This is a genomic window from uncultured Sanguibacteroides sp. (assembly GCF_900543425.1).
In the GTDB taxonomy this organism is placed as follows: Bacteria; Bacteroidota; Bacteroidia; order Bacteroidales; family Marinifilaceae; genus Gabonibacter.
On the sequence record NZ_UQRQ01000018.1, the window covers coordinates 21,836 to 46,174 of the forward strand.

General features: G+C 41.0%; 23 protein-coding genes. 7 read left to right on the forward strand and 16 right to left on the reverse strand.

Features of this window, described 5'->3' with window-relative positions; translation table 11 throughout:
- Window positions 1-39 precede the first annotated feature (39 nt).
- Entirely contained in the window at window positions 40-729 is a 690-nt protein-coding gene (locus QZR76_RS10400; protein ID WP_294142749.1) for a hypothetical protein, read from the forward strand.
- Here QZR76_RS10400 and QZR76_RS10405 read toward each other — a convergent pair.
- From QZR76_RS10405 to QZR76_RS10420, 4 genes are read right to left on the reverse strand one after another with little or no spacing between them, the layout of a single operon-like run.
- Window positions 717-1,316 carry an aminotransferase class IV gene (locus QZR76_RS10405; protein WP_294142750.1) on the reverse strand — a complete coding sequence of 200 codons (600 nt, stop codon included), beginning with the start codon at window positions 1,314-1,316 and terminating at the stop codon, window positions 717-719. The two genes, QZR76_RS10400 and QZR76_RS10405, sit on opposite strands and share 13 nt — an antisense overlap.
- Window positions 1,317-1,327: 11 nt before the next feature.
- Window positions 1,328-2,296, reverse strand: a complete 969-nt coding sequence (locus QZR76_RS10410; RefSeq protein WP_294142784.1) for an aminodeoxychorismate synthase component I — start codon at window positions 2,294-2,296, stop codon at window positions 1,328-1,330.
- Window positions 2,280-3,086 (reverse strand): 1-acyl-sn-glycerol-3-phosphate acyltransferase, encoded by an 807-nt coding sequence (locus tag QZR76_RS10415; RefSeq protein ID WP_294142751.1) that lies wholly within the window; start codon window positions 3,084-3,086, stop codon window positions 2,280-2,282. Before QZR76_RS10415 ends, QZR76_RS10410 begins: the two co-directional genes overlap by 17 nt.
- Window positions 3,086-4,312: an MFS transporter gene (locus tag QZR76_RS10420; RefSeq protein ID WP_294142752.1), complete on the reverse strand. Its 1,227-nt coding sequence runs from the start codon at window positions 4,310-4,312 to the stop codon at window positions 3,086-3,088. Before QZR76_RS10420 ends, QZR76_RS10415 begins: the two co-directional genes overlap by 1 nt.
- A gap of 143 nt (window positions 4,313-4,455) precedes the next feature.
- Between QZR76_RS10420 and QZR76_RS10425 the strand changes: the two genes are divergently transcribed.
- The 3 genes from QZR76_RS10425 (at window position 4,456) to QZR76_RS10435 (ending at window position 8,396) form a co-directional block, all read left to right on the forward strand.
- Entirely contained in the window at window positions 4,456-5,025 is a 570-nt protein-coding gene (locus QZR76_RS10425) for an aminodeoxychorismate/anthranilate synthase component II (RefSeq protein WP_294142753.1), read from the forward strand.
- A 233-nt stretch (window positions 5,026-5,258) separates the two neighbouring features.
- A complete protein-coding gene (locus QZR76_RS10430; protein WP_294142754.1) occupies window positions 5,259-5,744 on the forward strand; it encodes a hypothetical protein in 486 nt (161 codons plus the stop codon).
- A gap of 318 nt (window positions 5,745-6,062) precedes the next feature.
- Window positions 6,063-8,396, forward strand: a complete 2,334-nt coding sequence (locus QZR76_RS10435; RefSeq protein ID WP_294142755.1) for an ABC transporter permease — start codon at window positions 6,063-6,065, stop codon at window positions 8,394-8,396.
- A gap of 57 nt (window positions 8,397-8,453) precedes the next feature.
- Here the strand turns inward: QZR76_RS10435 and QZR76_RS10440 are convergent, their stop codons facing one another.
- The 5 genes from QZR76_RS10440 to QZR76_RS10460 form a co-directional block, all read right to left on the reverse strand.
- Window positions 8,454-10,085 carry a DUF4080 domain-containing protein gene (locus QZR76_RS10440; RefSeq protein WP_294142785.1) on the reverse strand — a complete coding sequence of 544 codons (1,632 nt, stop codon included), beginning with the start codon at window positions 10,083-10,085 and terminating at the stop codon, window positions 8,454-8,456.
- 59 nt (window positions 10,086-10,144) lie between these two features.
- Window positions 10,145-10,369 (reverse strand): hypothetical protein, encoded by a 225-nt coding sequence (locus tag QZR76_RS10445; protein ID WP_294142756.1) that lies wholly within the window; start codon window positions 10,367-10,369, stop codon window positions 10,145-10,147.
- Window positions 10,370-10,573: 204 nt separating this feature from the next.
- Window positions 10,574-11,419 (reverse strand): mechanosensitive ion channel domain-containing protein, encoded by an 846-nt coding sequence (locus QZR76_RS10450; RefSeq protein ID WP_294142757.1) that lies wholly within the window; start codon window positions 11,417-11,419, stop codon window positions 10,574-10,576.
- A gap of 76 nt (window positions 11,420-11,495) precedes the next feature.
- On the reverse strand, window positions 11,496-12,074 hold the full coding sequence (locus tag QZR76_RS10455; protein ID WP_294142758.1) for an ACP phosphodiesterase: 579 nt from the start codon (window positions 12,072-12,074) through the stop codon (window positions 11,496-11,498).
- Complete coding sequence (locus QZR76_RS10460) at window positions 12,075-12,974, reverse strand: NAD(P)-dependent oxidoreductase (protein WP_294142759.1); 900 nt, start codon at window positions 12,972-12,974, stop codon at window positions 12,075-12,077. It abuts the gene before it with no gap.
- Between the two features lie 103 nt (window positions 12,975-13,077).
- On the opposite strand from QZR76_RS10460, the gene QZR76_RS10465 reads away from it, so the two are divergent.
- Window positions 13,078-13,590 (forward strand): NlpC/P60 family protein, encoded by a 513-nt coding sequence (locus tag QZR76_RS10465; protein ID WP_294142760.1) that lies wholly within the window; start codon window positions 13,078-13,080, stop codon window positions 13,588-13,590.
- Window positions 13,591-13,630: 40 nt separating this feature from the next.
- On the opposite strand, the gene QZR76_RS10470 is transcribed toward QZR76_RS10465, so the two are convergent.
- The gene (locus tag QZR76_RS10470; RefSeq protein ID WP_294142761.1) at window positions 13,631-14,611 is read right to left on the reverse strand and encodes a FimB/Mfa2 family fimbrial subunit; all 981 of its coding nucleotides are present in this window, start codon (window positions 14,609-14,611) and stop codon (window positions 13,631-13,633) included.
- 135 nt (window positions 14,612-14,746) lie between these two features.
- Between QZR76_RS10470 and QZR76_RS10475 the strand changes: the two genes are divergently transcribed.
- A complete protein-coding gene (locus QZR76_RS10475; RefSeq protein WP_294142762.1) occupies window positions 14,747-15,607 on the forward strand; it encodes a PfkB family carbohydrate kinase in 861 nt (286 codons plus the stop codon).
- Window positions 15,608-15,645: 38 nt separating this feature from the next.
- Here the strand turns inward: QZR76_RS10475 and QZR76_RS10480 are convergent, their stop codons facing one another.
- The 6 genes from QZR76_RS10480 to QZR76_RS10505 form a co-directional block, all read right to left on the reverse strand.
- Complete coding sequence (locus tag QZR76_RS10480) at window positions 15,646-18,078, reverse strand: DsrE/DsrF/DrsH-like family protein (protein ID WP_294142763.1); 2,433 nt, start codon at window positions 18,076-18,078, stop codon at window positions 15,646-15,648.
- Window positions 18,079-18,100: 22 nt separating this feature from the next.
- Window positions 18,101-18,403 carry a thioredoxin gene (trxA, locus tag QZR76_RS10485; protein WP_294142764.1) on the reverse strand — a complete coding sequence of 101 codons (303 nt, stop codon included), beginning with the start codon at window positions 18,401-18,403 and terminating at the stop codon, window positions 18,101-18,103.
- A gap of 68 nt (window positions 18,404-18,471) precedes the next feature.
- Window positions 18,472-18,765 (reverse strand): metalloregulator ArsR/SmtB family transcription factor, encoded by a 294-nt coding sequence (locus QZR76_RS10490; protein WP_294142765.1) that lies wholly within the window; start codon window positions 18,763-18,765, stop codon window positions 18,472-18,474.
- Between the two features lie 83 nt (window positions 18,766-18,848).
- Complete coding sequence (locus QZR76_RS10495; protein ID WP_294142766.1) at window positions 18,849-19,628, reverse strand: metallophosphoesterase; 780 nt, start codon at window positions 19,626-19,628, stop codon at window positions 18,849-18,851.
- 148 nt (window positions 19,629-19,776) lie between these two features.
- A complete protein-coding gene (locus QZR76_RS10500) occupies window positions 19,777-20,604 on the reverse strand; it encodes a PepSY-like domain-containing protein (RefSeq protein ID WP_294142767.1) in 828 nt (275 codons plus the stop codon).
- A gap of 252 nt (window positions 20,605-20,856) precedes the next feature.
- On the reverse strand, window positions 20,857-22,926 hold the full coding sequence (locus tag QZR76_RS10505; protein ID WP_294142786.1) for a cation:proton antiporter: 2,070 nt from the start codon (window positions 22,924-22,926) through the stop codon (window positions 20,857-20,859).
- A 202-nt stretch (window positions 22,927-23,128) separates the two neighbouring features.
- Here QZR76_RS10505 and QZR76_RS10510 point away from each other — a divergent pair, with 202 nt between their 5' ends.
- On the forward strand, window positions 23,129-24,325 hold the full coding sequence (locus QZR76_RS10510) for an MFS transporter (protein ID WP_294142768.1): 1,197 nt from the start codon (window positions 23,129-23,131) through the stop codon (window positions 24,323-24,325).
- The last annotated feature ends 14 nt before the right edge of the window (window positions 24,326-24,339 follow it).

Below are 24,339 nucleotides of genomic sequence, written 5' to 3' on the forward strand. Positions count from 1 at the left end.
TATCTTTGTCATTCCGTTATACCCAGAAAACGAAATGATATGAATACAATACGAATCGTAAGCATTTGCTTCATTACCCTCTTTTTATCAGGTTGCAAACCACAGAAAACAAAAGAGGAACAACAGCCGAAGCATACCACTTTTCCGGCACAAATCGAATTATCCGTACCACATTACTTCAACGGAGAGTTTTCGCTTAAACGGAATCATCCGGTTCTCGTGGATTGTGCCACAGGAAGCGAATTAACTATTACCATGGATAGTGTTGCGAAAGAGGTTATTGAAAAATACCGGAAAATTCAAAAAAATACAAATACAAGTATATTAGGAATATTCAAAGGTTTACTCTCTTCTTCAAACGATATAGAGAAAAGTCAAACATTCCAATTGACTCTGACCGATTTTATTCGCTTTGACACGGTAAACGAATGCGATCCGCAAAGAAAGATTATCGGAGAATACGTGGCATTGATTCCTAACCGCCAACAACCGACGGATAAATTTACCCTGAACCTCCATCCGGATTATACCTATACCTTCACCATATTCAACATGCTGTCCAACTCTACCCGGAAAGCAAAAGGGAACTGGTATCAGCTATCCGAAGATATGATCGCACTGGAAATAACACCCCTCACCAATTACCAGAACAAAGCATATATCAATTACAATACAAAAGAGCTTACCTTTATCAACAGCAAACGGATATATCACTATCAAGAAAAATAGATTCGTCCCGCGGGAACATATATTCGATCCGATAAATCGATCATAGCATTGATCAAAAATACTCCTTGATAATCGGAAAGATCCGCAACACGAATCTCTCTTTCGCGAACAACACCTTCCCGCAACAGACGCTGACGTTGGGTCCCGTTTAATAAAAAAGCAGAAGGAGTATAGAGACCGTCATGAGCCTGAAAAACAACATTTGAAAATGACGTGTCCGTTATCTGCCCGTGTTTCACGATCAAAATCTCATCACAATCTCCCCGAGCGTCTGACAATCGCATTAAAGCATCCCGGTCCGTAGACTTAAAGGGATAAACAATCTCGTTGTCCTCCACTAATTTCAAACTGGTTACTTTCCGAAAATGATAAGGAATAAATTCAATTTTCCGAATAGCATAATCATAAATAATCCGACACTTTATAACACCCTTCCGCAGATTTTCGGGAAGAATGAATTCATCCGGTACAAAAACAATTTTTTGTCCGAAAAAAGCGAAAGAGGTTTCTCTCATTCGAGCCGCATGGAACGAAAAATCACAAAATTCACCGTCAATCACTTTTATAGTTTCAATAAATGTTGGCATCCTGTTTACGATTAAAAAGGTAAATATACTTTTTCCAACACCTCTTCGTACTCACTCCGGCAAGAGCTGTTAATCGTTATTCCTCCCCCGCTACGAAAATAATGTTTTCCCTTCTTCTCCTCTATAAAACGAATCATAACGGCCGTATCCAGACGTTTCCCGTCGTACAGGCCAAAAACTCCCGTATAGAATCCCCGCTTCTCTCCCTCTGCACGAGATATAATACGCAACGTGGAAGGTTTGGGGGCTCCCGATATAGACCCGGCCGGCAACAAGGCAAACACGATATCTCCCAGAAAAGCTTCATAGTGATCCGGCAATGTACCCGCAATCTCCGAACTGACCTGCAAGATATCTCCGTTACTGGTATGTAAACGATCTATGTACCGGAAACGCTCCAGTCGTACTTGTTCCGACACCCGATTCAAATCGTTACGAATCAAATCCACTATCGTGTTGTGCTCCGAACGCTCTTTATAATCGGATAATATAATCTTCTCGGCAAAAGGGATAGAGGCATCAATAGTTCCTTTCATCGGATTGGAAGAGATCCTGCCCTCCTCTATCAACACGAAGCGCTCCGGGGAAAAACAAACAAAATTTTCCGGAATGCATAACCGATATAAAGCACGACTTTGATGAAATATCTCTACCAAAGACCAACAGGTTTCAACCTCCGTGGCCACCGTTAAATTCAACAAAAAAGAATCTCCACGCATCAATCCTCTCCTTACCTCTCTGAATTTACGTTCATACTCTTCAAAGTCAATCGGTTTTTTCATCAACGGCTTTTTTTCTCCATTAACCTTGACTGTTTCCACGTTAGAAACTCCCCGTACATCAAAAAGAATCTTTTGTTGTTCTAACGGGTTCTCGACAAAAAAACCGCGTGTCAATTCGAAGTCAACTCCGAAAAGAAAAGGACTTCCGGACGCACCTGCCCGATTCATTAATTCCCTGACTCTATTCGCTGATTCCATCATGCTCTTTTAGGTCTGCTCCTTTAATATGTTTCGGTAATACACGCTTTAAAGCCGGAGAATAAAAGAAATGCTTCAGGAACAAAACAGGTTCTGCGCCTTCTGCATTATAAAAACCCTCCAAATAACGATTAAATTCCTGACGACCTTCAGCCGCTTTTTCTCGTCCCGTATCGGTAATATCATAAAAACGGATCGTAACATTTCTTCGCGGTAAAAAGAATATGCCATTAGCCAAAACATAAAAAATCCCCTTCAAATAAGTCCATAAAAAGTCAGGAGACTCCCCGCTCCAAGCCCTGGACCACATACTTCCCCATAATCCCCGAATGCGTACGCCAATAATACGGGTACCCTCCGGTAATTGCCGGCACACCTGCCAAGCACTTTGTTTATTATAAATCCGTTCGTATCCTTGCCCGGCCAATTGACCCGCCGGATAAATCAACATACTATGATGATGGGCGAGAGCCTCAAGTACGTTTTTATAAAGATTGGCAACCACCTCTACCTCTTTCCGGCTTTTTTCCAGATCCGGAACAGATACAACTCCCATCAAACGAAATATCGGCTTCAGCACCCAAACTTTACAAAAAGCCTCCGTCACTAAAGGAGAAGCCTTCGTGTATCTATATAAATGGGCAAAAACCAATTGAGGATCAACCGTCGCTTGATGATTGGGCAAAAACAACTTCGTCGAAGAAGAAGTCAAAAGCTCGGTTCCTTCCAATTTCACTCTATACCTCAATGCCAACAGGTAACGATATATAGCAGCAAATACTCTTACCATTATTTCCGTATTTTTAAACTCTTAAATCTTTCCCTCACCTCTTTCACCCGCTTATACAAAACAAAAGTCATGAAAAAAGTCAGGATCGCTAAAAACAAAAATATATATTTGGTATCCCACAACATCTCCATCGTACCGAAACAGCCCGAGGCAAAAAGCATGAACAAAAAAGTAATCAGGTTGGAATAAGCCAGCATATCTCCCAGCTCTCTCCCTTTCACATTTGCCTGTATCCAAGCATCCAAAGGCACTTTATACATCCCGCTGCAGAAAGCGGCTAAAAACACCAATAAGGCAAAAGCAATTCCCTGCAGATTAAACAAGAAAATAATTGCAAAAGCAATTCCGGTCATGATCCCTCCCCAGGGGACCAGTCCAAGTTCTACTTCCCGGTGAGAAAATACACCGGCCAGATAACACCCAGCCCCTATTCCGACGGCAGCCAACGACATGACCATACCGGTTTCCGAATCACTCATACCTAACTCTCCCCGACAATAGACGATCAGAGTCATCTGAATCATCGAGCCGATAAACCAGAATACAGCCAATCCAATAATAATCAGATTCAATCCTTTAAAATCCTTTGCCCGGATATACATGTCCCGGACGAACTTAACCGGATTCAAAGTCTCATGACTCTCTTTCAACGGTTCACTCTCCCGGGCCCGAATCGTCAAACTACCGATCCACCCCAGCAAAGCAACCAGAAACAATAACCCGCACAACCCTAAAATACTCACACTCTCGGAAAGAAAAGCAGCTAATAAGGTTCCCGATAATATCCCGACAAAAGCAAACATCTCCATGGCTCCCGATCCGAAAGATATACCTTCCTCACCTCCGATATCTCGAATCAACCCGTATTTGGAAGGAGAAAAGAGCGCACTCTGTAATCCCATCAGCAAAATAGCAATCAGTACGACAGAGGTCGATGTCGTCAGTAATCCTATACCTGCCACCACCATAATCCATAGTTCGGCAAATTTCGCCCATACAACGATTTTACGCTTCTTATAAATTTTTGCCAACCGACCGGCTAAAGGGGAAAATAGCAAATAAGGTATTACTAAGGCGGCAGACGCTAAGGTAACGATCATCGATTCATACTCCTTTCCGACCCAAGCGATACATATAAAACATGCCAAAGTCTTCAGGAAGTTATCGTTTAATACTCCCAAATAGTTCGTAATAAAAAGAGATAACCAGTTTTTATTTTTACTCATAATCCGAATTTTATCGCATCGTTTTCCACCATTCTCCCCTAATTCCGGATCAAAGGTATTCAATTTTATCATTTAAACCGGTGAAAAAAACTAAAATAGACCTGTTTTCCCTATTTTTGTCCCTGCAAAGGAGAGCTTCAAACATGAAAAATATTCTGGTTATCGACAATTACGACTCATTCGTGTATAATCTGGTTCAACTCTTAAGAGAAAACGGGAAATGTAGATTCGACATCGTTCGAAACGACTGCATTGACTTCTCGCAACTAAGCCAATACGACGGTTTACTGCTTTCTCCCGGTCCGGGCATACCTTCAGAAGCCGGAGACTTGATTCGTGTTATCAAGCAATGTAAAACTACCCATTCGATTTTAGGTATATGTCTGGGTCATCAAGCCATTGCGGAAAGTTTCGGGGCAAAATTAGAACAATTACCTTTTCCCAGGCATGGACACGAAAGCCCTTTAATTATTCAGGATACGGAAGATCCGATCTATCGTAATCTTCCACCCCAGGCGATTATCGGACGTTATCACTCTTGGACGGTAACCCCTTCCTCTCTTCCTCCCACCCTAAAAGTTAGTGCCATCGATGAAGAGGGACATATCATGTCCTTCTATCACCCGACCCTTCCCATTCACGGTCTGCAATTTCATCCCGAATCCATCATTACCAACATCGGCCCTCTCCTTATAAACAATTGGATAGAATAATTATTAAAAAAACGACTCATTCATAAACCGAACACACTTAAACAAGGCATCTCCTCAAACTATTAAGCTCATATATTACACAGAATCGATACCCCCAATTATCCCTTTTGCTTTTATAAACATTTTATATTATATTCGTTTCGTTTATTTTACTAAAATAATTATATTATTCTTAATTCAAATATAACGGGATAATCGATTAAAAAAATTACTTACCAACCAAAAACAATAAAATGAAAAAAACATTATTTATTAAACAAGTTATTTTATTACTATTCATAACTTGTTGTAGTACTTCTACCTTTGCAGCTGTAGGAGATATAGTTCAATTAGTAGTATTGGTTTCTCCAAAAACAATTACACATCATGCCCAAATTACAGCAACATCCAGTAATACGAATGTATGCGAAGTAGAAAAAGACGGTAATTTAGATGTATCGGGTGAATATGAAGAGCAAAGATTCAAATTAAAAATCGTAGGAGAAGGGGAGTGCACTATTACCATAATGGTCAATAAAGACAATTACATATCACAAGAATACAAAGTTAAAGTAAAGAGTAATGACAATATTGTACAAATAACCGTCCCCTTCAGATTAAGACTGATTTCTAAATCTTTCCTTGAAAGAATCTGGGAATTTTTTATACCGGAAAAAGAGATCCCGTACAGGAAAGAATCGGATACATTTATCCCGCTATATGATCAGGTAATCATATGAATCTTCGAAAAAAGAGGTGAAAATAAATCCGGTAACAAACGACAAGAAAATGGGTATACTTGGTTCTAAAATATAAAATAAAGAGAGAATATTTCCGATTGCATATCGCTCCGCATCCCCTGATAGCTTACCTTATCTTTCAACACATGCAGTCCCAATAGTGTAAACATATCATACATTTCATGTTAAAGAATTAGACAACTAACCCATATTTCGTAAACACAACACCCTTATTATCAATCAACAACAAGAATAGCACAACTTTTGATGCAATTGTACGATAATTCAGGAACACATACACTATAGTTATAATTGCATATGATCAACTTTACTCGTATACTCAGGACAACCTTCCGTAATAAAGGATTGACATGGATCAATATTACCGGCTTAAGCCTGGGATTGGCTATAGCTCTATTTTTATTGGTATACCTCAAATTCGAGTTTTCATATGATAAACACTTCAAAGATGCGGACCGGATCTATAAAATATTGTGTGCATGGAAAGAAAGCGGACATACAGAATATTACGCGACCAACCTCGACCTTTTAGCCTCCAGATTAATGAAAGAGGTTCCGGAAGTAGAAACTGCCAGCAGATTATATAATCCTAATACACTAAATTTAAGAAACAACGAGGGAGAAAAAAACAGCGTAAAAGCATACATGGTAGATTCGACATTCCTGCAGATTTTCAATTTCAAATTTTTAAACGGACATCCGAACGGAGCACTGGACGAGCCCAACACTTGCATTATTACCCGTTCCACGGCAAATCGTTTTTTCGGCACAGAAACCGATCTTATCGGAAAAAGTTTAATAGACGATGATAATAAATCAGTACTGAAAATAGTAGCCATCATAGAAGATATACCGGCTAATACACACTTTAACTTTGATTTGATTACCAAATTACCAGCATACGATTGGTACGGTCTAGCCTATCATACCTATATCAAATTCCGTCCGGGAATAGATCAAAAAGCAGCTATCAGCAAATGCAACGCGATAAATAAAAAGTTACTAGAAACAAGATTCATCTCCAACAACTATGAGCTCGGAAGCTCAATGGAACCCTTATTGGACATTCATATCCGGACGAAAGCAGATTATGATTTAAAACGCAAAGCGGATAAAACAAATCTTACATTCATCATTCTGGTCACGCTGTTTATCTTGGCGATAGCTCTCTCCAATTTTATCTCCCTTTACATCATTCAGGGAGAAAAACGTTCCAAAGAAATCAGCATACGTAAAACAAACGGGGCGAGCCGAACCAATATTGCCTGTATGATATTCGGAGAAACCTTTATCATTACATCCATCGCTTTCCTGATTGCCATTATATTATATTTCTCTTTTTCAAGTAGGTTTGGCCTATTGCTTAATTTCAATCTGCCGGAAGAGCTAAGTATAGGTTGGTTTATGTGGGGTAATTTTATCCTACTCTTCCTGTTAGTAGGTTTTATTGCCGGCAGTTATCCGGCCTATTACCTGTCTCGCTTTAATCCCGCCGAGTTAATTTCCAAATCAACATTACGAAAATATAAATTAACCGTAACCTCTGTCGTCATACAGTTCGCTATCGCCATATTTTGTATTTCAGCCTTGCTTGTTGTTTGGCGACAACTGAATTTTATGAAAGCTATGCCCCTGGGATTTGAGACCGAGAACATATTGAAAGTAAAAATCGCCTCCCAATTATCCCAATACAACGGATTATATTCCGATCTGTTACAATACCCCGAAATAGAAAATATAGCTATTAGTCAAGAAGATCCATTGAATGGATGTAGCGAAGAAGGTATCCGAAAAATGGGACAATCCGAAAAAGAGGAATTAAGTATATGTAATAGAAGAACGGGACCCGGTTATTTCAGTCTATTCCGGATTCCGATTTTAGAAGGTCGCGATTTTATCCACGAGAATCGGACAGACTCCAAAAGCCTGATTCTGACGGAAACAGCCGTGGCAGATCTCGGATTAAAAGAACCTGTAGGACAAAATATCATTTTCAACGATCAAGTTTTCAAAATTATCGGAATAGCCAAAGACATAAAAACATCGGCCCGGGAAAAACCCGAGCGGTTAGCCTATACGGCTTACGCAACGACCTATTGGACTCTCGCGGTAAAGTTTAAACCCGGTACCTACCAGAAAACCAAAATGAATGTCAACAGCGTTCTAGAAAAATACTTTGGCAAAACACCCTATACGTTCATCCTCATGAGTGATGCTGTTCTATACCAGTACAAGCAGGATGAGATCACATCCCGCATTCTAATAAGCGGATCGATTCTGGCGATAACCTTAGCTTTACTCGGTTTATTGGCCTTAAGCGGATTTGTAACCCGCCAGAAGCGGAAAGAGATCAGTATACGCCGGGCAATGGGAGCCCAGATAAACGAGATCATATACGATCTGAACAAATACATCCTGCTTCGAATACTACCGGCATTCCCCATCGGAATTATCCTGAGTTATTTTGTTATGAGACATTGGTTACAAAATTTCGAATACTCCATTACCCTAAGCTGGTGGATTTTCGGCATTTCCCTACTACTCATGTCAATCATCGTGTTGTTGACTACATTGTATCAATGTATCCGGTCGGCAACAAGAAATCCGGTCGAAGCGCTAAAAAACGAATAACATCTTTTAATCCTCTCATGCCGACTTCCCGGATGCTGAAACGAAATCATCCATTAACTAATTTCTGGCTATAAAAAGAGGTTTGGATTGAGACTTGCTTCGATCAAAACCAAACCAGTACGTTTCAGTTTCAAAGGGCAGACGATAAAGACGCATAATTGCGGTCCACTCTCCCGACAAGACCCGGAGATCTGACGGTAAGTTTCCGTTCCAGGCTTCCAAACGTCCACCAGGCTCTTTCGTGAACGGTATACCGGAAGCGATCCAGGCCACGGATATTTCAGGCAAATAAACCGTGTAGCGCTGACGGCAAAATTCATACAACAAAGTTCCTCGTTTTTCCAGACTCAACGGTTGTTCCAATAGATCCCGTTCTTCCAGCCAAAACAGGAAATCACGTAAGAATAAGGGTTGTTCCACAATTAATTTACGCGTGACGGGTTGCCAAGCCAAAGCATTGTAAAAACCATCGATCACACGAGAAAGCAACCGTGCTTCCCTCAAATCTTCAACGGTCATGGCTGACGTTCGTAATACCTCGTAAGGAGGATCCTCAGCGTAAACGATTCCCCACTCTTCCGCTTTTTGCCGCATAACGGTCCCCGGCAACAACTTTAACAATTCCAATTGAATCTCTCCCGTGCCGAATGAAGCTAGCGTGCGAACATCCTCAAACATCTCTTTTAACGAATAAAGAGGTAATCCCGCTATTAAATCCGCATGTACCACAAGATTCGGAAGCGAAGACAAATAACGCAAGCCCTCCAATGCCAATTGCAAATTCCCGATTCGCGTACAGGCCGATAACACCTTTTCCCGTAAACTTTGTATGCCCGCTTCCAGATGCAGCAAACCATCCGGCATCTCCTTTAATAAAGACATCACGTCTTCCGACAAAAGTGCCGGGTGAATCTCCAAATGAAAATGCAGTGTCCCGGCATATTCCCGAAACAAGGACAAAAGCTCTATAGCCCGACGTGAACTGCCATTAAAGGTTCGGTCCAGTAACCGAACATCACGGACTCCTTTCGCCCGAATCAAATCCAATCGTTCCCGAATTCGCTCAACCGGTAAAATCCGAACCGGCTTTTCTCCTCCACTCACGCAAAAAGCACAGGTATTAAAACATCCGCGCGTCGTTTCTAACTGTACAAAAGGCTTACTCCAATCAAAAAAACGACTTCGCTCGGGTATGTTCAATTGTTCGAAAGCCTCGACTTTAGCTATTCCGTTATCTCGATAGATATTTTCCCGATCCAACCAGCATAAACCCGTTACACGATCCCACATAGCAGGTTGATCATAGACCGATAACCACTCGTGAAAACCGAGTTCCCCTTCTCCCCGGAACACACAATTCACAAATGGAAACTTCCTCAGATAGGCTTTATTATCTCCCAGCATCTCAGGCCCACCCAATATAACCACACAATCGGGTAACAAAGCCTTAACCCGAATAATGATTTTATGCAAAACCTCACGAGTAAATAACCAAGCAGTTGCCGCAAGCACTTGAGGATTATGACCGACTATTTCCGCCACAACACTCCCTACATTCGAATTTATTGTCGCCGAAACCTTCACCCACTCAACCTCGTTCTCCGTTCCCGTCACTTGAGCATGAATCGCAGGCAAGGCCAAAGAAGAATGTGCATAGGAAGAATTCAGATCCAACCAAAGTAATCGCATCATTTCGTTTTTATTTAAAACAAAGATAAGAAAATTTGAAAGGCAAAGCAGAATGTTCTTTACCGGATATCAGATTTTACCCGTCTCAACGATAACCTGGGATCGTCAGGTGCAATCATTCTAACAGTATCCGGAGTAATGGATTTAGCTTTCACGCCTTTCCAGTAATTGATAGAAGGTACGACTCGTCTTATGTCATTAAGAGGTATCAGTCCATATCCCACCTCTCCCGCTGCAATCTTTCCTTTATCAAACTCAAATTCCTGATTACCAACTTCTTCCATCTAATCAAATCCAACCAGAGAGGGACTCATTCCAATAATCCCCGGTTTCCAATTCTGTTGCATCAATTATTTTATCTTTTCGTTACTGTACAAAGATAGACAATCCCCAAAAAGCACGATACATTTTCCCCACAAAAAAGCCATTCGTTTTGATGAATGGCTTTTTTGATTACAAATTAAGAATCTCTCTATCTCACACAATTTTTATTTTGTTTCATACACGTGGACATCCATCTGCGGGAACGGAATATTCAGATTTTCCTGAGCAAAGGTCTTGTAGACTTTTTCGTTCATATCAAAAAATACTCCCCAATAATCGGAAGCATTCACCCACGCCCGTACCACGATGTTTACGGAACTATCTCCCAAAGAAGTGAGAGCTATAAAATAAGCAGGGGTTTTGAGCACTCGGGGATCTTCGTCCAACAACCTCCCTATTACTTCCTTAGCTTTATCATAACTATCCCCGTATGCAATTCCGAACTGCCAATCCACACGCCGAGTCTCCTCTTTGGAGTAATTTTTCATGATACCGGTAGACAGGCCCCCGTTAGGAACAATAATTATTTTATTATCTGCCGTCGTTATAATCGTATTGAAGATCTGTATTTCCTTTACCGTACCGCTTTGCCCCTGAGCTTCGATAAAATCCCCTACTTTAAAAGGTTTGAATAACAAAATCATCACCCCACCGGCAAAATTCTGTAACGTACCGCTCAATGCCATACCAATGGCAACACCGGCAGATGCAAACAAAGCTATAAATGAACTGGTTTCTATTCCCAACACTCCGATCACGATAATAATCAATAACAGATTCAACGTGATACTTACCAAACTTCTCACGAAAGAAGACAAGGAAGCCTCTACCTTTCTTTTTTCGAGGATAGTAGACAATAATCGATTCAATTTTTTGACAATCCAACGCCCTACAAGGAAAACGACTAATGCAATTAATAACTTTGATCCCAAAGATACCCCTAAATCAATCACTTTAGTTAAAAAAACATCCCATGACATAGCTGATGTCGAACCTAAAAACTCATTCATAATTTAATTTTTATTTCATTAAACTTTCCAATATTTTACAAATATACAAACCTTTATTTAAAACAACAAAATAAGATTATCGTATCATATCACCCAATTCATACTCCTTACAACTATCAAAAAAAATAACAGACAGATCATTAAACACCCCATATCGATTCTTAACAAAAGTAACGGCCTTATCCGGATCTACGATCAAGTTCCTGTATTTTACCATAATAGCTAATGATTCCCCTATTCCGGATAAAGAAGCGTAACGACACAATCGATTCGTAATTATAAAATGCCACAAAAAACCTTTTATCCTGGGAGGAAGTATCGCGTAATGTCTCAATAAATTCCAATAAAATCCCCGTGCAAAGCATTGCAAAGACTTACAGGTATATCTTTGAAAATTAACAGCCAAGAAATGATCAAAAAAGATATCCGTCAAAACTCCGGAATAACGCCCGAAATCAGGTCTCAATAATGAGACAGCTTCCCGCACCGAAGGATGCTGATCCGCGTATTGATCCATCCTACGATGTAAGGCAATACCTTCGCGCACGCGTTCCGGATACCGATCATAACTCCCTTTCACCGCATCTCCGATAAAATTTCCAAGCTGAACGTCCTTATTTTCCCCGGAAAAAAGTATATGGGCCAAATAATTCATCTATTCGTCAATTTCCATGTAACGACAAAAATTTTCCAATACTTTTCGGGAAAGCCGTTCCATACATTGGGCGGAGTGCCCGGAAACCCGATCCGTAAATAAAACATTATCCAAAGACAACAGAGAGCTTTTTAAATCTCCCATTCCGACTTGATCACACATATAAAAATTTCCGGTTCCCTTTAACCACTCCACCAAGGCCTCCTCATCGAAAGTGGGTCCTACCGAAGTATTAAAAAATATCTTTCCCTCTCCAAGAGCAGCAAACTCATCTTTTCCCAAGACAAAGGTATTTCTCGGCAAGCAAGTTCCCAAAATATCCACCTGCTGTAACAACTGGTCTAAAGGCAGATAAACCATCCCTTCCTGTTCCGCCTCCTGTTTACGATGGCGATTATGGTAATATACTTCCGCACCTAAAAACTTTAATCCCTTGGCAATCATATTTCCCGTTCGTCCCAAACCTACTATCCCGACTTTCAACCCGGTCAACTCGTAAGCCTCTTCTCTCCACCGTTGTCGCCCGAAACCGTGCAACAGTCTAACCAACTCACTAATCACGTATTCGACGACTCCTTCATCCCCATAATCACGAATTCCAGTCACGACAATTCCACGTTCCCTGGCGGCTGCAATATCGACATTAGCACTCTGTTCGCTATACAAAGTACAACACATTCCGATATAACGAATAGCAGGGCATGCTTCTATCACTTCCCGGTCAATCCGGGTATTATAGGACACCAAAACGCCCTCGGCATCACCGATTCGCTCAATAAGGATCTTATTATTCTCCGGGATATTCTTATACTCCTCGACCTGACGGACAAGTTCTCTCAAACGTTGTACAGCCCATGGTCTCAGTCCGGTAGAATCTACGATCACAATCTTCTCAAACATACTTTTTATATTAGATAAGACAAAATTACAAAAATCCTTGATGAAAGAGAATCGTTTTTAAGAATGAAATTTATTACATTTGCCCTAAACCTGCTACCAAATCATGAGACACATACTATTTATTGGATTTCTATTCATATGGGCTACTTTTTCTTCTTGCAGTACAAGTCGACAATTAGCCTCCAATAAGCAACAAACGGCACAACTGTCCCGGAAACTCGGTTTTACCGTAAGCCGGAAAGACGATTTACGTCTATTCGAAGAGGTTTCCACCTGGCTAAAAGTACCTTATCGATACGGGGGTACCACTCGGACAGGAGTCGATTGTTCCGGTTTTGTCGGAGCCGTTTATAAAAATGTATATCACAAGAAATTAGAAAGAACCGTTGCCAACATTTACCAAAAAGATTGTCGCCGTATCGGAAAACACAAACTAAAATCCGGAGATCTACTCTTTTTTACCCTTTCGAAAAAGAAAAAGAGATTAACTCATATGGGAATCTTTCTAAAAAACGGTTATTTTGCCCATGCCAGTGTATCCAAAGGTGTCATCATCAGCCATTTGAACGATCCTTATTACAAAAAAGGCTGGAAAAAATCCGGGCGAGTATGGTAATTTCTCATGTATTTTCTCTATCAACACAAAAAAAACAATGCTAAATAATGATCGGAGGTTCCTGATCTACATTCCATTCCACGTCCACCGAAAGATCAAACATCAAATTCATCTTCCATTGACCTCCGGAATCCTCCGTGTTAATAATAGCGGTCAATTTAGTTATGGTATTCTCTTTTAATACATATTTCGGAAGTCCCAATGTAATAATCTGCCCGTTATCCAAAGTGAAATGAAGAGTGAAATTGGACTGATTGTTCGCTATGGTCGGTAAAGAAACGGATGTCATTAATATACTATCCTGTACGGTAGAGAAAGTGAACGAATTACTGTCACTCACGCTAATCACCGGATTATTCAAGTATTCCCCCGTCATATTAAACGAACCGTAAGTATTCGTTGTTTCCAGTTCTATTTTTGTTACAACCTGAGGAACGTCTTTCAATGTCAAGACAAACATAGAAACTTTTCGCGCTAAGGTCAAGTCAGGAACCTCTTCAAGCGCAGCCCCCAAAACAACAGGAGATGTGATTCCATAGAACAAACGGGGAGATTGAGCTCCATCGGTAATATTTGCAATAATATTATCCATCGTATTCCCTATGGTTACTCCTTCCAATGCAGCATCTTCAAAAGCTTTACCCGATTCCTCCAACATATTTCCAACTCCAACGATCCGATAGGTTCCGACCGGCAATTCGTCCACTGTCAATGATTTTTTAGTCGTAAAACCGGCAGGAGTGTCCTCTGTACTATTTTCCAGGGCTTTCAACTGAGCTTCCGTCAGCACAAGCTTTTCATATAATCTATACGTTCCGGAACGATCCAATATAAACACCAGAACATTTAAGGATTTCACGTAAGAGGTTAACTCATCGCCCACGACAGTACCCACTCTTCCCGTAAGAGTTAATTTCAGACTACGATCCCTCTTGGGTACATAATTCGAATCGTCGTCACTACATCGGGAAAAACTCAACGTCATCAAAATCATTAACAAAAGTAGAAAAAACTGTTTCATATCTCCATCGTTTAATTCATTCCATTTTTCTTTTTATAGCGCAAAGTTCAGTCGTTTTGTTCCATAAAACCCGATTTATATATTATTCTAACAAGAAGTTTCACTACTTTTGGATATAAAACAAAAAACTACTATATGAACGGGTTATTTATAGGCTTATCCACCATAGATCTGATTTATTACGTTGAAAGAACCATACATGCCAATGAAAAAGTCAACACGAAAGAGGTATTGATATCCGGCGGCGGACCTGCCTATAATGCCGCTATCACATTTTCGGCATTAGGAAATGAAAGTCTGTTGATTAGCGGAATAGGTCCTTCTCCTCTTTCGTCTATTATTCATAAAGAACTAAAGGACTTCCGTATCTCTTGTACGGATGGCTTTAAAGATTCCTGCCAGACACTACCCGTATCCTCCATCCAAATCACTCCCGACGGGGAACGAGCCGTATTGACCAATTCCGGTCCACGTTCTCTACAATCGGAACTGCTACCCGGAAATATTCCTCCCGATACTCGCGTTTTGTTGACAGACGGACATTATTTAGAATCGGCCATACATTTTTCTCAAATAGCTTATCAACAAAAGATACCGACAATCTTAGACGGAGGAAGCTGGAAAAAAGGAATGGAAAAATTATTACCATGGATAACCGTCATCATCTGCTCCGATTCGTTTCGCATTCCTTTCGTTGCAGATAATTATGGGGAAAAAAAGACCTATTTGAACCACGCTGGACCTCAAAAAGTAGCTTTTACGCGGGGGGAAAACTCCATTCTGGCTTTCGAAGACGACCTGCAAACAGAAATTACCGTTCCCGCTCTTCCCGTTGTCGATACCTTAGGTGCAGGAGATATTTTCCATGGGGCTTTTTGTCACTACTATATCGGACATTTCAATTTTTTAGAAGCTTTGAGGCAAGCCTCCGAAATAGCCGGTCTTTCTTGCAGGTATAAAGGAACCAGAACCTGGATCGATCAATTAAAAAAATAAACAGGTCAAAACCGGATTGTTTCGACCTGTCCTCTCGATTAAATAAATAAATTCACGTTTGCCTCCTCCGCTCTTTCCAAATAAGTCGCCACTCCTCCTACATTCACCCCCTCTAACAACTCCTCCGGTCGTATCCCCATGACATCCATTGACATTTGGCAAGCAATAAACTCCACTCCGCTTTGCCGGGCCTGTTGAATTAAACTCTCCAGGGAATCGATTTTTTTGCTCTTCATAATTTTCCTCATCATCCAACTTCCCATTCCCCCCATATTCATTTTAGATAAAGAAAGCTTTTTACTACTCGAGGGAAGCATCCAACCGAACATCTTCCCAATCCAATCCTTTTCTGTTTTTCCCGGATGCTCCTTTTTGATTACGTTCAATCCCCAAAAGGTAAAGAACATCGTCACTTTACGTCCCGTCGCAGCGGCTCCATTGGCAATGACAAACGATGCAATGGCCCGGTCCAGATCGTCACTAAAAACAATTAATGTTTTATTCTCAGACAAATGTTTTTCTTTCTCTTGAGATGATTTACCTTTTTCAACAACAGCCGTGATAACACCTTTTCCCTGCTGCAAACTCACCACCTGATTTCCCGTCATTTTGGCCCATGAAACGACATCCCGGTAAAAACCATTGTCTGTCGCGGTTATCTCCATCCGCTCTCCCTCCTTCAATTGCTCGATTCCCCCTTTCAATTTCATGACAGGCCCCGGACATTGTAATCCGCAAGCATCTATCGATACTGTTTTTACCTCTTTGGCTTCGGTTTTTTCTTCCCTATTTGTCTTTATCTTCTCCTGCCCCCGACTGCATTGCTCTTGTACAGCCATCCTATAAGTTTTCAAACCCCCGTTCAAATTCATGACCCGGAAGCCTCTTTGTGAAAGAATCCGGGCAGCGATATATCCCCTGAGGCCTATCGCACAAAAAACAACAACCGGCCGATCCGGTATAATCGAATCTACCTCCTGTCTCAAATGATCCAACGGAATATTTATAGCCCCGGGAATACTCCCTAAGGCACATTCATCCGATGTACGAACATCGATCAAAATAAACTCCTCTTTCCGGGCCTCTTTTAAGTTTTGCCATTCTATGGTTTGTACTTTTCCGCTCCATAAATTATCTGCTGCAAATCCAGCCATATTTACCGGATCTTTAGCGGAAGAGAATGGCGGCGCATAAGCTTGTTCCAACTCCATCAAATCGAATACGCTACCTCCATTACGTATGACCGAAGCCAACATCTCCAGTCGTTTATCGACTCCCTCGTAACCAACGACCTGTCCTCCCAATAAACGTCCTTCTTCCGGAGAGAAATTAATTTTAATCGTTAAGGGCATAGCCCCCGGATAATATCCGGCATGGGAAGAAGCATGTACTATCACATTCTGATAAGGGATATGATTTTTTTCCAGCAATTTAGCCGAAACGCCGGTAGTGCCTACCGTCATATCAAACACCTTGGCAATAGCCGTATTAATGGCTCCTTTGTAGGGATATTGATTTCCGTACACGATATTATTAGCACATATCCTCCCTTGTTTATTCGTCGGACCGGCTAAAAAAGACAACGAGGGACGCCCTGTAACGGGACTCGGAAACTCAATAGCATCTCCGACAGCATAAATATCGGGATCGGAAGTCTGTAAATACTCGTTTACCCATATTCCTCCGGTCTCTCCAACCCTTATGCCCGCCTTTAAGGCCAATCGATGATCGGGACGTACTCCGATGGAAAGCAATACCAACTCTGTTTTCAATCTCTCCCCGCTCCTCAACGTAACAAGGATTGCCTCTCCCTCTCTTTCGAAAGAAACCACAGCCTCTTCCAGTAATAAATTCACCCCCTGATTCCTCAACTCTTGGTGAACAAATGTTGCCATCTCGTAATCTACAGGTGTCATAACCTGATTGGCCATTTCAACGATGGTCACCTCAATCCCTTGTCGCTGGAGATTTTCTGCCATTTCCAAACCGATAAAACCGGCCCCGACAACTAAAGCCCGTTTCACGGCATGTTCTTCTATAAACGTTTTTATCCGGTCCGTATCGGCTACATTACGGAGGGTAAATATACCCGGACTCCGGATACCATCCAACGGAGGACGAACCGGTTCCGCTCCCGGAGAAAGAACTAATTTATCAAAGGTTTCTTCATATTCTTTTCCGGTTTCAATATCCTTTACAATTATCCTCTTAGAAGCCGACAAAACATCCGTAACTTCGGACTTTACCCGCACATCTACCCGAAAACGGGCAGCAAAACTCTGAGGCGTTTGCACGAACAACTTGGAACGTTCGTCTATCACATCCCCGATATAATAAGGCAAACCACAATTAGCATAGGAGATATACTCCCCCTTTTCCAAAAGAATAATTTCTGCCTCTTCATCCAATCGACGCAACCGGGCTGCCGTTGATGCTCCCCCGGCAACACCCCCGATAATGACATATTTCATAAATTCCTTCTCTATCTATAATTTACAAATACTTTTCTACAATCTGTTGTAACTGGTTGGCCGGAACCACACCGTTATTACTCCACAACATCCGTCCCTGCTTAAAAAGTATTAATGTCGGCACCGATTGTATATGATAAGTATAAACAGGCTGGCGATTAGCCGGAACGTCTACATCCACCTTTATAATTGTAATCTTATCGCCCAATCGCTTTTTCAAATCCTCTAAAATAGGATGCATCATCTTACAAGGACCACACCAGGTCGCGTAAAAATCAACTAATACCAATTTGTCACCTTGAATCAACTCATTAAACTTTTCCATAACCTTATCTAATTTAAATTTATTATATCAAATACATAAACATACATTTATATGTTTAGATGAAAAAATTATTCCGAACATTTCATCATACACCGCATGGCATTCGTAATGCGGTCATCTGCCAATCGATAGTATGCATTCCGTCCCTCCCGGCGAATTAATAATATCCCTTTAGCCAACATATCCGTCAAATGATGCGAAATCAATGCCTGACTACACTCCATTCTTTCACAAATCCCAGAAACACTCAATTCGGCATTTCTGGAAAGCAAACATATGATATTCAGTCGATTCGGATGAGATACGGCTTTCAATACATAAGCCATCTTCTCCAATTCTTCCCTTGTTAAACAATGTTCCATCAGTATCTTCTTTTTATTTACCATACAAATATATAAACATACATTTGAATATACAAATAAACGCACGAAAAAATGTATGCCGATTACACCTCAATGATAGCATCTAATTGAAAATTAAGATGTTCATCGTATTTCACGTAGCCCAATTGATTACACAATAATCTTGTCCCCTCTATTTCAACTTCAGGCATATTGGCATGGGAATGTCCATATATCCAATAATCAATCGGATATTTTTTTATGAAATCCTTCAACTCCACGACAAAAGCAGGAGTTAAAGCTCCGTCTTTAAACCGAGGAGAATTACAATAATAGGTCGGAACATGATGAGAAACCACGATTCTTTTCTTTGCCGTACTTTTCTCCAATGCTTTTTTCAAAAAACACAAACACTTCTCGTGTACTTTATCATAATCGGCAGCAGCAAAAGGGCGACCGGAATAATAGATCCGTTGACAGTCCATCATACCGTATTCGACATCCCACAACAACTCTTCCGGAACGGATGACCACAAAGTGGTAAAAAAGAGTTCCGTATCTCCTATCCGCACACTCCGATTATTAATCCACTTCACATTCGAGCGAATTTCCAACGTAAAACCTTCCAGCACATTCGCCAAATCGTATCCCCCGTAAAATTCATGATTCCCCGGTACGACATATACCTGTTCATAATGTTCGGAAGCCCAATCCCAAAAAGAGTGACGATTCAAACGCCGATCCTTGATATAGCTAATATCCCCGGCTAAAACGAGTATATCTCCTCTAACAATCAAAGGGATCTCCTCCAAAAACTTTGTATTCTGATTGAATTCCAGATGCAAATCAGATGCGTATTGAATTTTTATACCCCTTTTTTTCATACTTTAAAGATATGAAAATTATTCCGTTTTTTATCCCTTTTATAAGGTCCATTTTAATAACACAATACTGATCAAAGGAAAATTTATCCTATAAAAAAACTGCTTCAAAAAGTTATTTTGAAGCAGCTCTTTTTATCCTTTTATTTAATCAACCGATAAATAAAGATCCGTCCGCATAAATCTCGACAAACATATTCAGACTTCCGGTTTTTTGTAACTCAACCCGGTATACATCATCTCCCGAGGCGTATTCTCTGAATTCGGCTCCGATCGGAGTATACCCTTCAAAAGCATTTCCTTTTAAAGTGTTAAGAACAGGCTGAGGCAGCTCCGTCAGCAACACTTTCCATTGAGTCTGGATCCACGAGTTATCCGACCCGAATATAACCTCCTTTACCCGACTCCCGTCCAAAATAGTGACAATCTTACGTCCATCGATTAAAAAATCGGAATCTATAATGACGGACTGTGGATAATCCTTCTGAATAAAACTGACGATTGTCGTCGGTAAATTCGTAGTACTGTTGTCATCGGCCTCCCGGCTCAAATTTCCTTCTTCATCATAATAAAGCGTTCTCTCTTGTTGTCCCTGTTCCACCTCTATCCGATAGGATACTGGCATATTCAACCGTTCCAACATCTCTACATCCTCTACTCGCCAAGCGGAATAGGTCCCGGATTCAAACCCGGTCTTAACGGCTGAAGGCAATTGATTATACGATAAATCCGTTTCCGTTAATAACCATTCGCCGGAATAAGAGAACCAAGCCTCACAACTTTTCCCTTCATAAGTAAAATCCGCCTGAGCGTATCCGTTATCCATTTTCCACTCCACATTAGTAGCCGTCGCGTATTTTGCCTGAAACGCCTCAATTACCTGTTTCCCGGGAGTACTTTTCCCTCCATCGTCATCGCTACAAGCCGCAAAAAAAGCGAATAACCCGATAACGATCGTCAAAATTCCATTCTTCATCATCTTCATATAGTTTATTTGATTTTCTGTCCGACGAAAGATAAAGCTGTCTGAAAAACACAAACAGCTCCTCTTTTGTCTGCCGTAATACTGTTTTCATCCTCTTTTTCTACAGCTCCATATCATTACGGCAACCACAAAGTATAACGAGAAAATCAAAAAAAAGTTTCTTCCCACGCCTCATTCCCGTAACAAACGATTCAGATAACCTGCCATAACAAAACCTTAGGATACAATCTCGAAAGAATAATGGCATTAAATATAATACCGGTTATGAGAGATCTCCATGGCTTGAGAAGGATAGATAAGTACAAAACTGTTCTCCTGAAAATACTTATTCAAATATCCGGGAATACGTCCCATGTTAGCATGATAAGAAGGCCCCTCCCGACGACTCAACACAATCCACAAATTATCATCCTTACGGGTATCCCGGAATACGATTAAAAAATCTTCCCAATCTTCAAATTCCACAAATTCGGCAGCAATAGGACGTTTGGCATAAATCTCCTTTAAAGCGGACAAGGTTTGGCCGGAAGCGTAAAACACGATCTTAGCTCCCGTATTATTAGCCACCTGCCAGATTTTCGCCACCCATAGAGTAAAACCGACCTCCTTCTCTGCTTTATCCGGGACGACAACCAAATGGCGTTTTATGGTCGCCAAAGGTTGAGCCGGCTTATAAATCAAGGTCGTCGTATGGCTTTGACTCAATAATCCTTCCGTTATTTTGCCTAAAAATGAAGTCGAAATACCCTTTTCCTTGTGTAATCCAAGTACCAGATCGGTGATATTCCTCTCCTTGATCACCCCGATGATGGCATTCACGATACTCAAATCATAGCGAATTAAATCCTGCACATGGTTATCTGCGGCAGAAGCCGTCACAACTGCCTGATTCAGAATTTTCTTAGCTTGCTTGAGTACTTTCTCGTCTGTCTCTCGGCTATCTACCACATTCAAAGCATACAAGCCGCTTTTATTCTTTTTGGACTTAATAATCGTACTCAAATTGACCAATTCATCCACGTTATGTTCATAGCTGACCGAAATCAATATTCGTTCAACCTCATCGCCATGATCCGAATCCGTTTCGGACATATCGGCCAACGCCAGATTCTGGGCTCCTTTTTGAGCAGAAAAAGAGGCCATGGTACAGGTTACCAATATCATTAAAATCGTACCGTTCAGTACACTTTCATTTAACAATCGGATAGGTTCTCCCGTATCGGTATGTCCCAATATCACGTTATACCCGACCATTACCGCGGCCAAAGTCGCCGCCGCTTGAGCATTACTCAACCCGAAAATAACCCGCCGCTGGTCCACCGACATTCGAAATGTTTTCTGGGTAAGCCATGCCGCCGCATATTTGGCGACAGTAGCCACGACAATCATCACGATACCGACCTCTATCGTTTCCCAACTATTAAAAAAGGCACGATAATTAATCAACATCCCCACTCCTATCAGAAAGAAAGGGATAAAAATAGCATTTCCGACAAATACGACCCGGTTCATCAAAGGAGAGGTTCTGGGAATCAAACGGTTCAAAGCCATTCCGGCCAGAAAAGCGCCGATAATAGACTCGATACCAGCAACCTCCGCCAAAAAGGCCCCAAAAAACACCATGACCAACACGAAAATATACTGGGATACATTATCCTCACAACGCTTAAAAAACCAACGCCCGATCCAGGGAAATACCAACATCACGAATAAACCGAACATAATAACGGAGGCTGCCAAACGATACCAAAACATATCGTCCACATTACCCGTCGACATCCCGACTATAACCGTCAACACAAGTAAAGCTAAAGTATCCGTGATCATGGTTCCCCCCACGGTCAGATTAACCGCCAGGTTTTTACTAACACCCAATTTACTGATAATAGGATAAGCTATTAACGTATGCGAAGCAAACATACTGGCTAACAAAATGGAGGTCATCCATGAAAAATTCAACACGTAAAGTCCGACTACGGTTCCCAGCGCCATTGGGATAAGAAAAGTATACATCCCGAACACCAGACTTTTCCCGCTATTCTTTTTGAAATCTTCCAAATCTATCTCCAATCCCGCCAAGAACATAATATAGAGTAACCCTGCCGTACCGGAGAGAATAATACTACTATCCCGCAATACCAAATTAAAACCGTTCGGACCGATAATCGCCCCCGCGATAATTAATCCCAAAAGATGAGGTATTCTCAATTTATTTAATAATAGCGGCGCCGCCAAAATAATAATCAAAATCAACAAAAACTTCAAAACAGGGTCTTCCAAAGGAAGTGAAAAATCCGTAATTGCCAATAATAACATATGTATCATCTTTACCTAAATATTAAATTCTTACAAACATTTACTTCCCTCAAAACCGAACGACACAAAAGTAATAAAAACCAGTTTTATAACAGACTTTTACCCGATCTATTTTTCAGGCGGAAAAAGGCTTCGGGAAACGGACATCGAGCGGAGAATCTATGTATATTTGTACCCGCATTTTGATTAAACTAATGTGTACATGAAATCCAAAGATTATCTGCGAGAAAAAATGACAAAAGACATCATTATTTCAGTATGTGTCTTCTTGTCCGGATTTTCTTGTTTTGCCCAACTTTATTATTTTCAACCGCTTCTCCCCGATCTGGCTAAAGAGTTTTCTTTAACCGCCAGCCACAGTAGTTTTGCCATATCTTTCTCCACGTTAGGAATGGTGATAGGATTATTTACCGCCATGTTTATTGCAGACCGCATTCCGAGAAAACAACTGATCAGTTGGGCACTGCTCTCCTCTTCCATTTTTTCCGTCATTTCATCTTTTTCAACATCCTTTTTTTTCCTTGTACTACTAAGTGCCGCCAAAGGTTTCCTGCTCTCCGGCGCTACTTCCGTCTCTCTGGCCTACATCTCGGAAGAAGTCTTGCCACAAAACAAAGGAAAGATCACCGGATTATACATTGCCGGAAATGCCTTGGGAGGTATGGCGGGACGAGTCATCTCTTCTTATATAAGTGAAGAATATTCCTGGAGAATCGCCTCCGTATCCATCGGTATACTATGTGCTTTTTTTGCTTTATTATTTCTGTTTTTCAGCCCCAGATCGACCAATTTTACACCTAAAAAAGAGAATTTCAAATCCCTGATCACGGAAAATCTTAAATTCATCACGATCAAAGAGCTGGTCCCGTTTTACATCATCGGTTCCCTTATGTTGGGTATATTTGTAAGTCTATATAACTATTTGGGATTTTATCTGGTAAAAGAACCTTTTAATTTCTCTCCTTATCTGATCCATTACATCTATTTGATGTACCTGTTCGGTATTTTCGGATCAGTCGCCACAGCAAAATTAACTTACTATTTCGATCCCGTTCAGGTATTGAAAACGACAATTCTGATCTCCATTCCCGGCATCGGGTTAATGTATATCACTAATTTTTGGATCGTCACGCTGGGATTAGCCATCCTTACTTTCGACTTTTTTGTCATACATGTTATCTGCAACCGTATTGTCAGCGAGTACAATGTGATGAAACGTTCCGTCACGATCTCCATTTATCTTCTGGCCTATTACCTCGGTTCCAGCTTTTGGGGATCTGCAACGGGTGTCGTACTGGACACATGGGGATGGCAATACTTCTTAGCAGGACTGGTCGTTCTATTGCTTGTCCTTTATCTTTTCGCTAAACAGGGAGAAAAAGTCATGCAAAAAAAATAGAGGCCATCCTTATG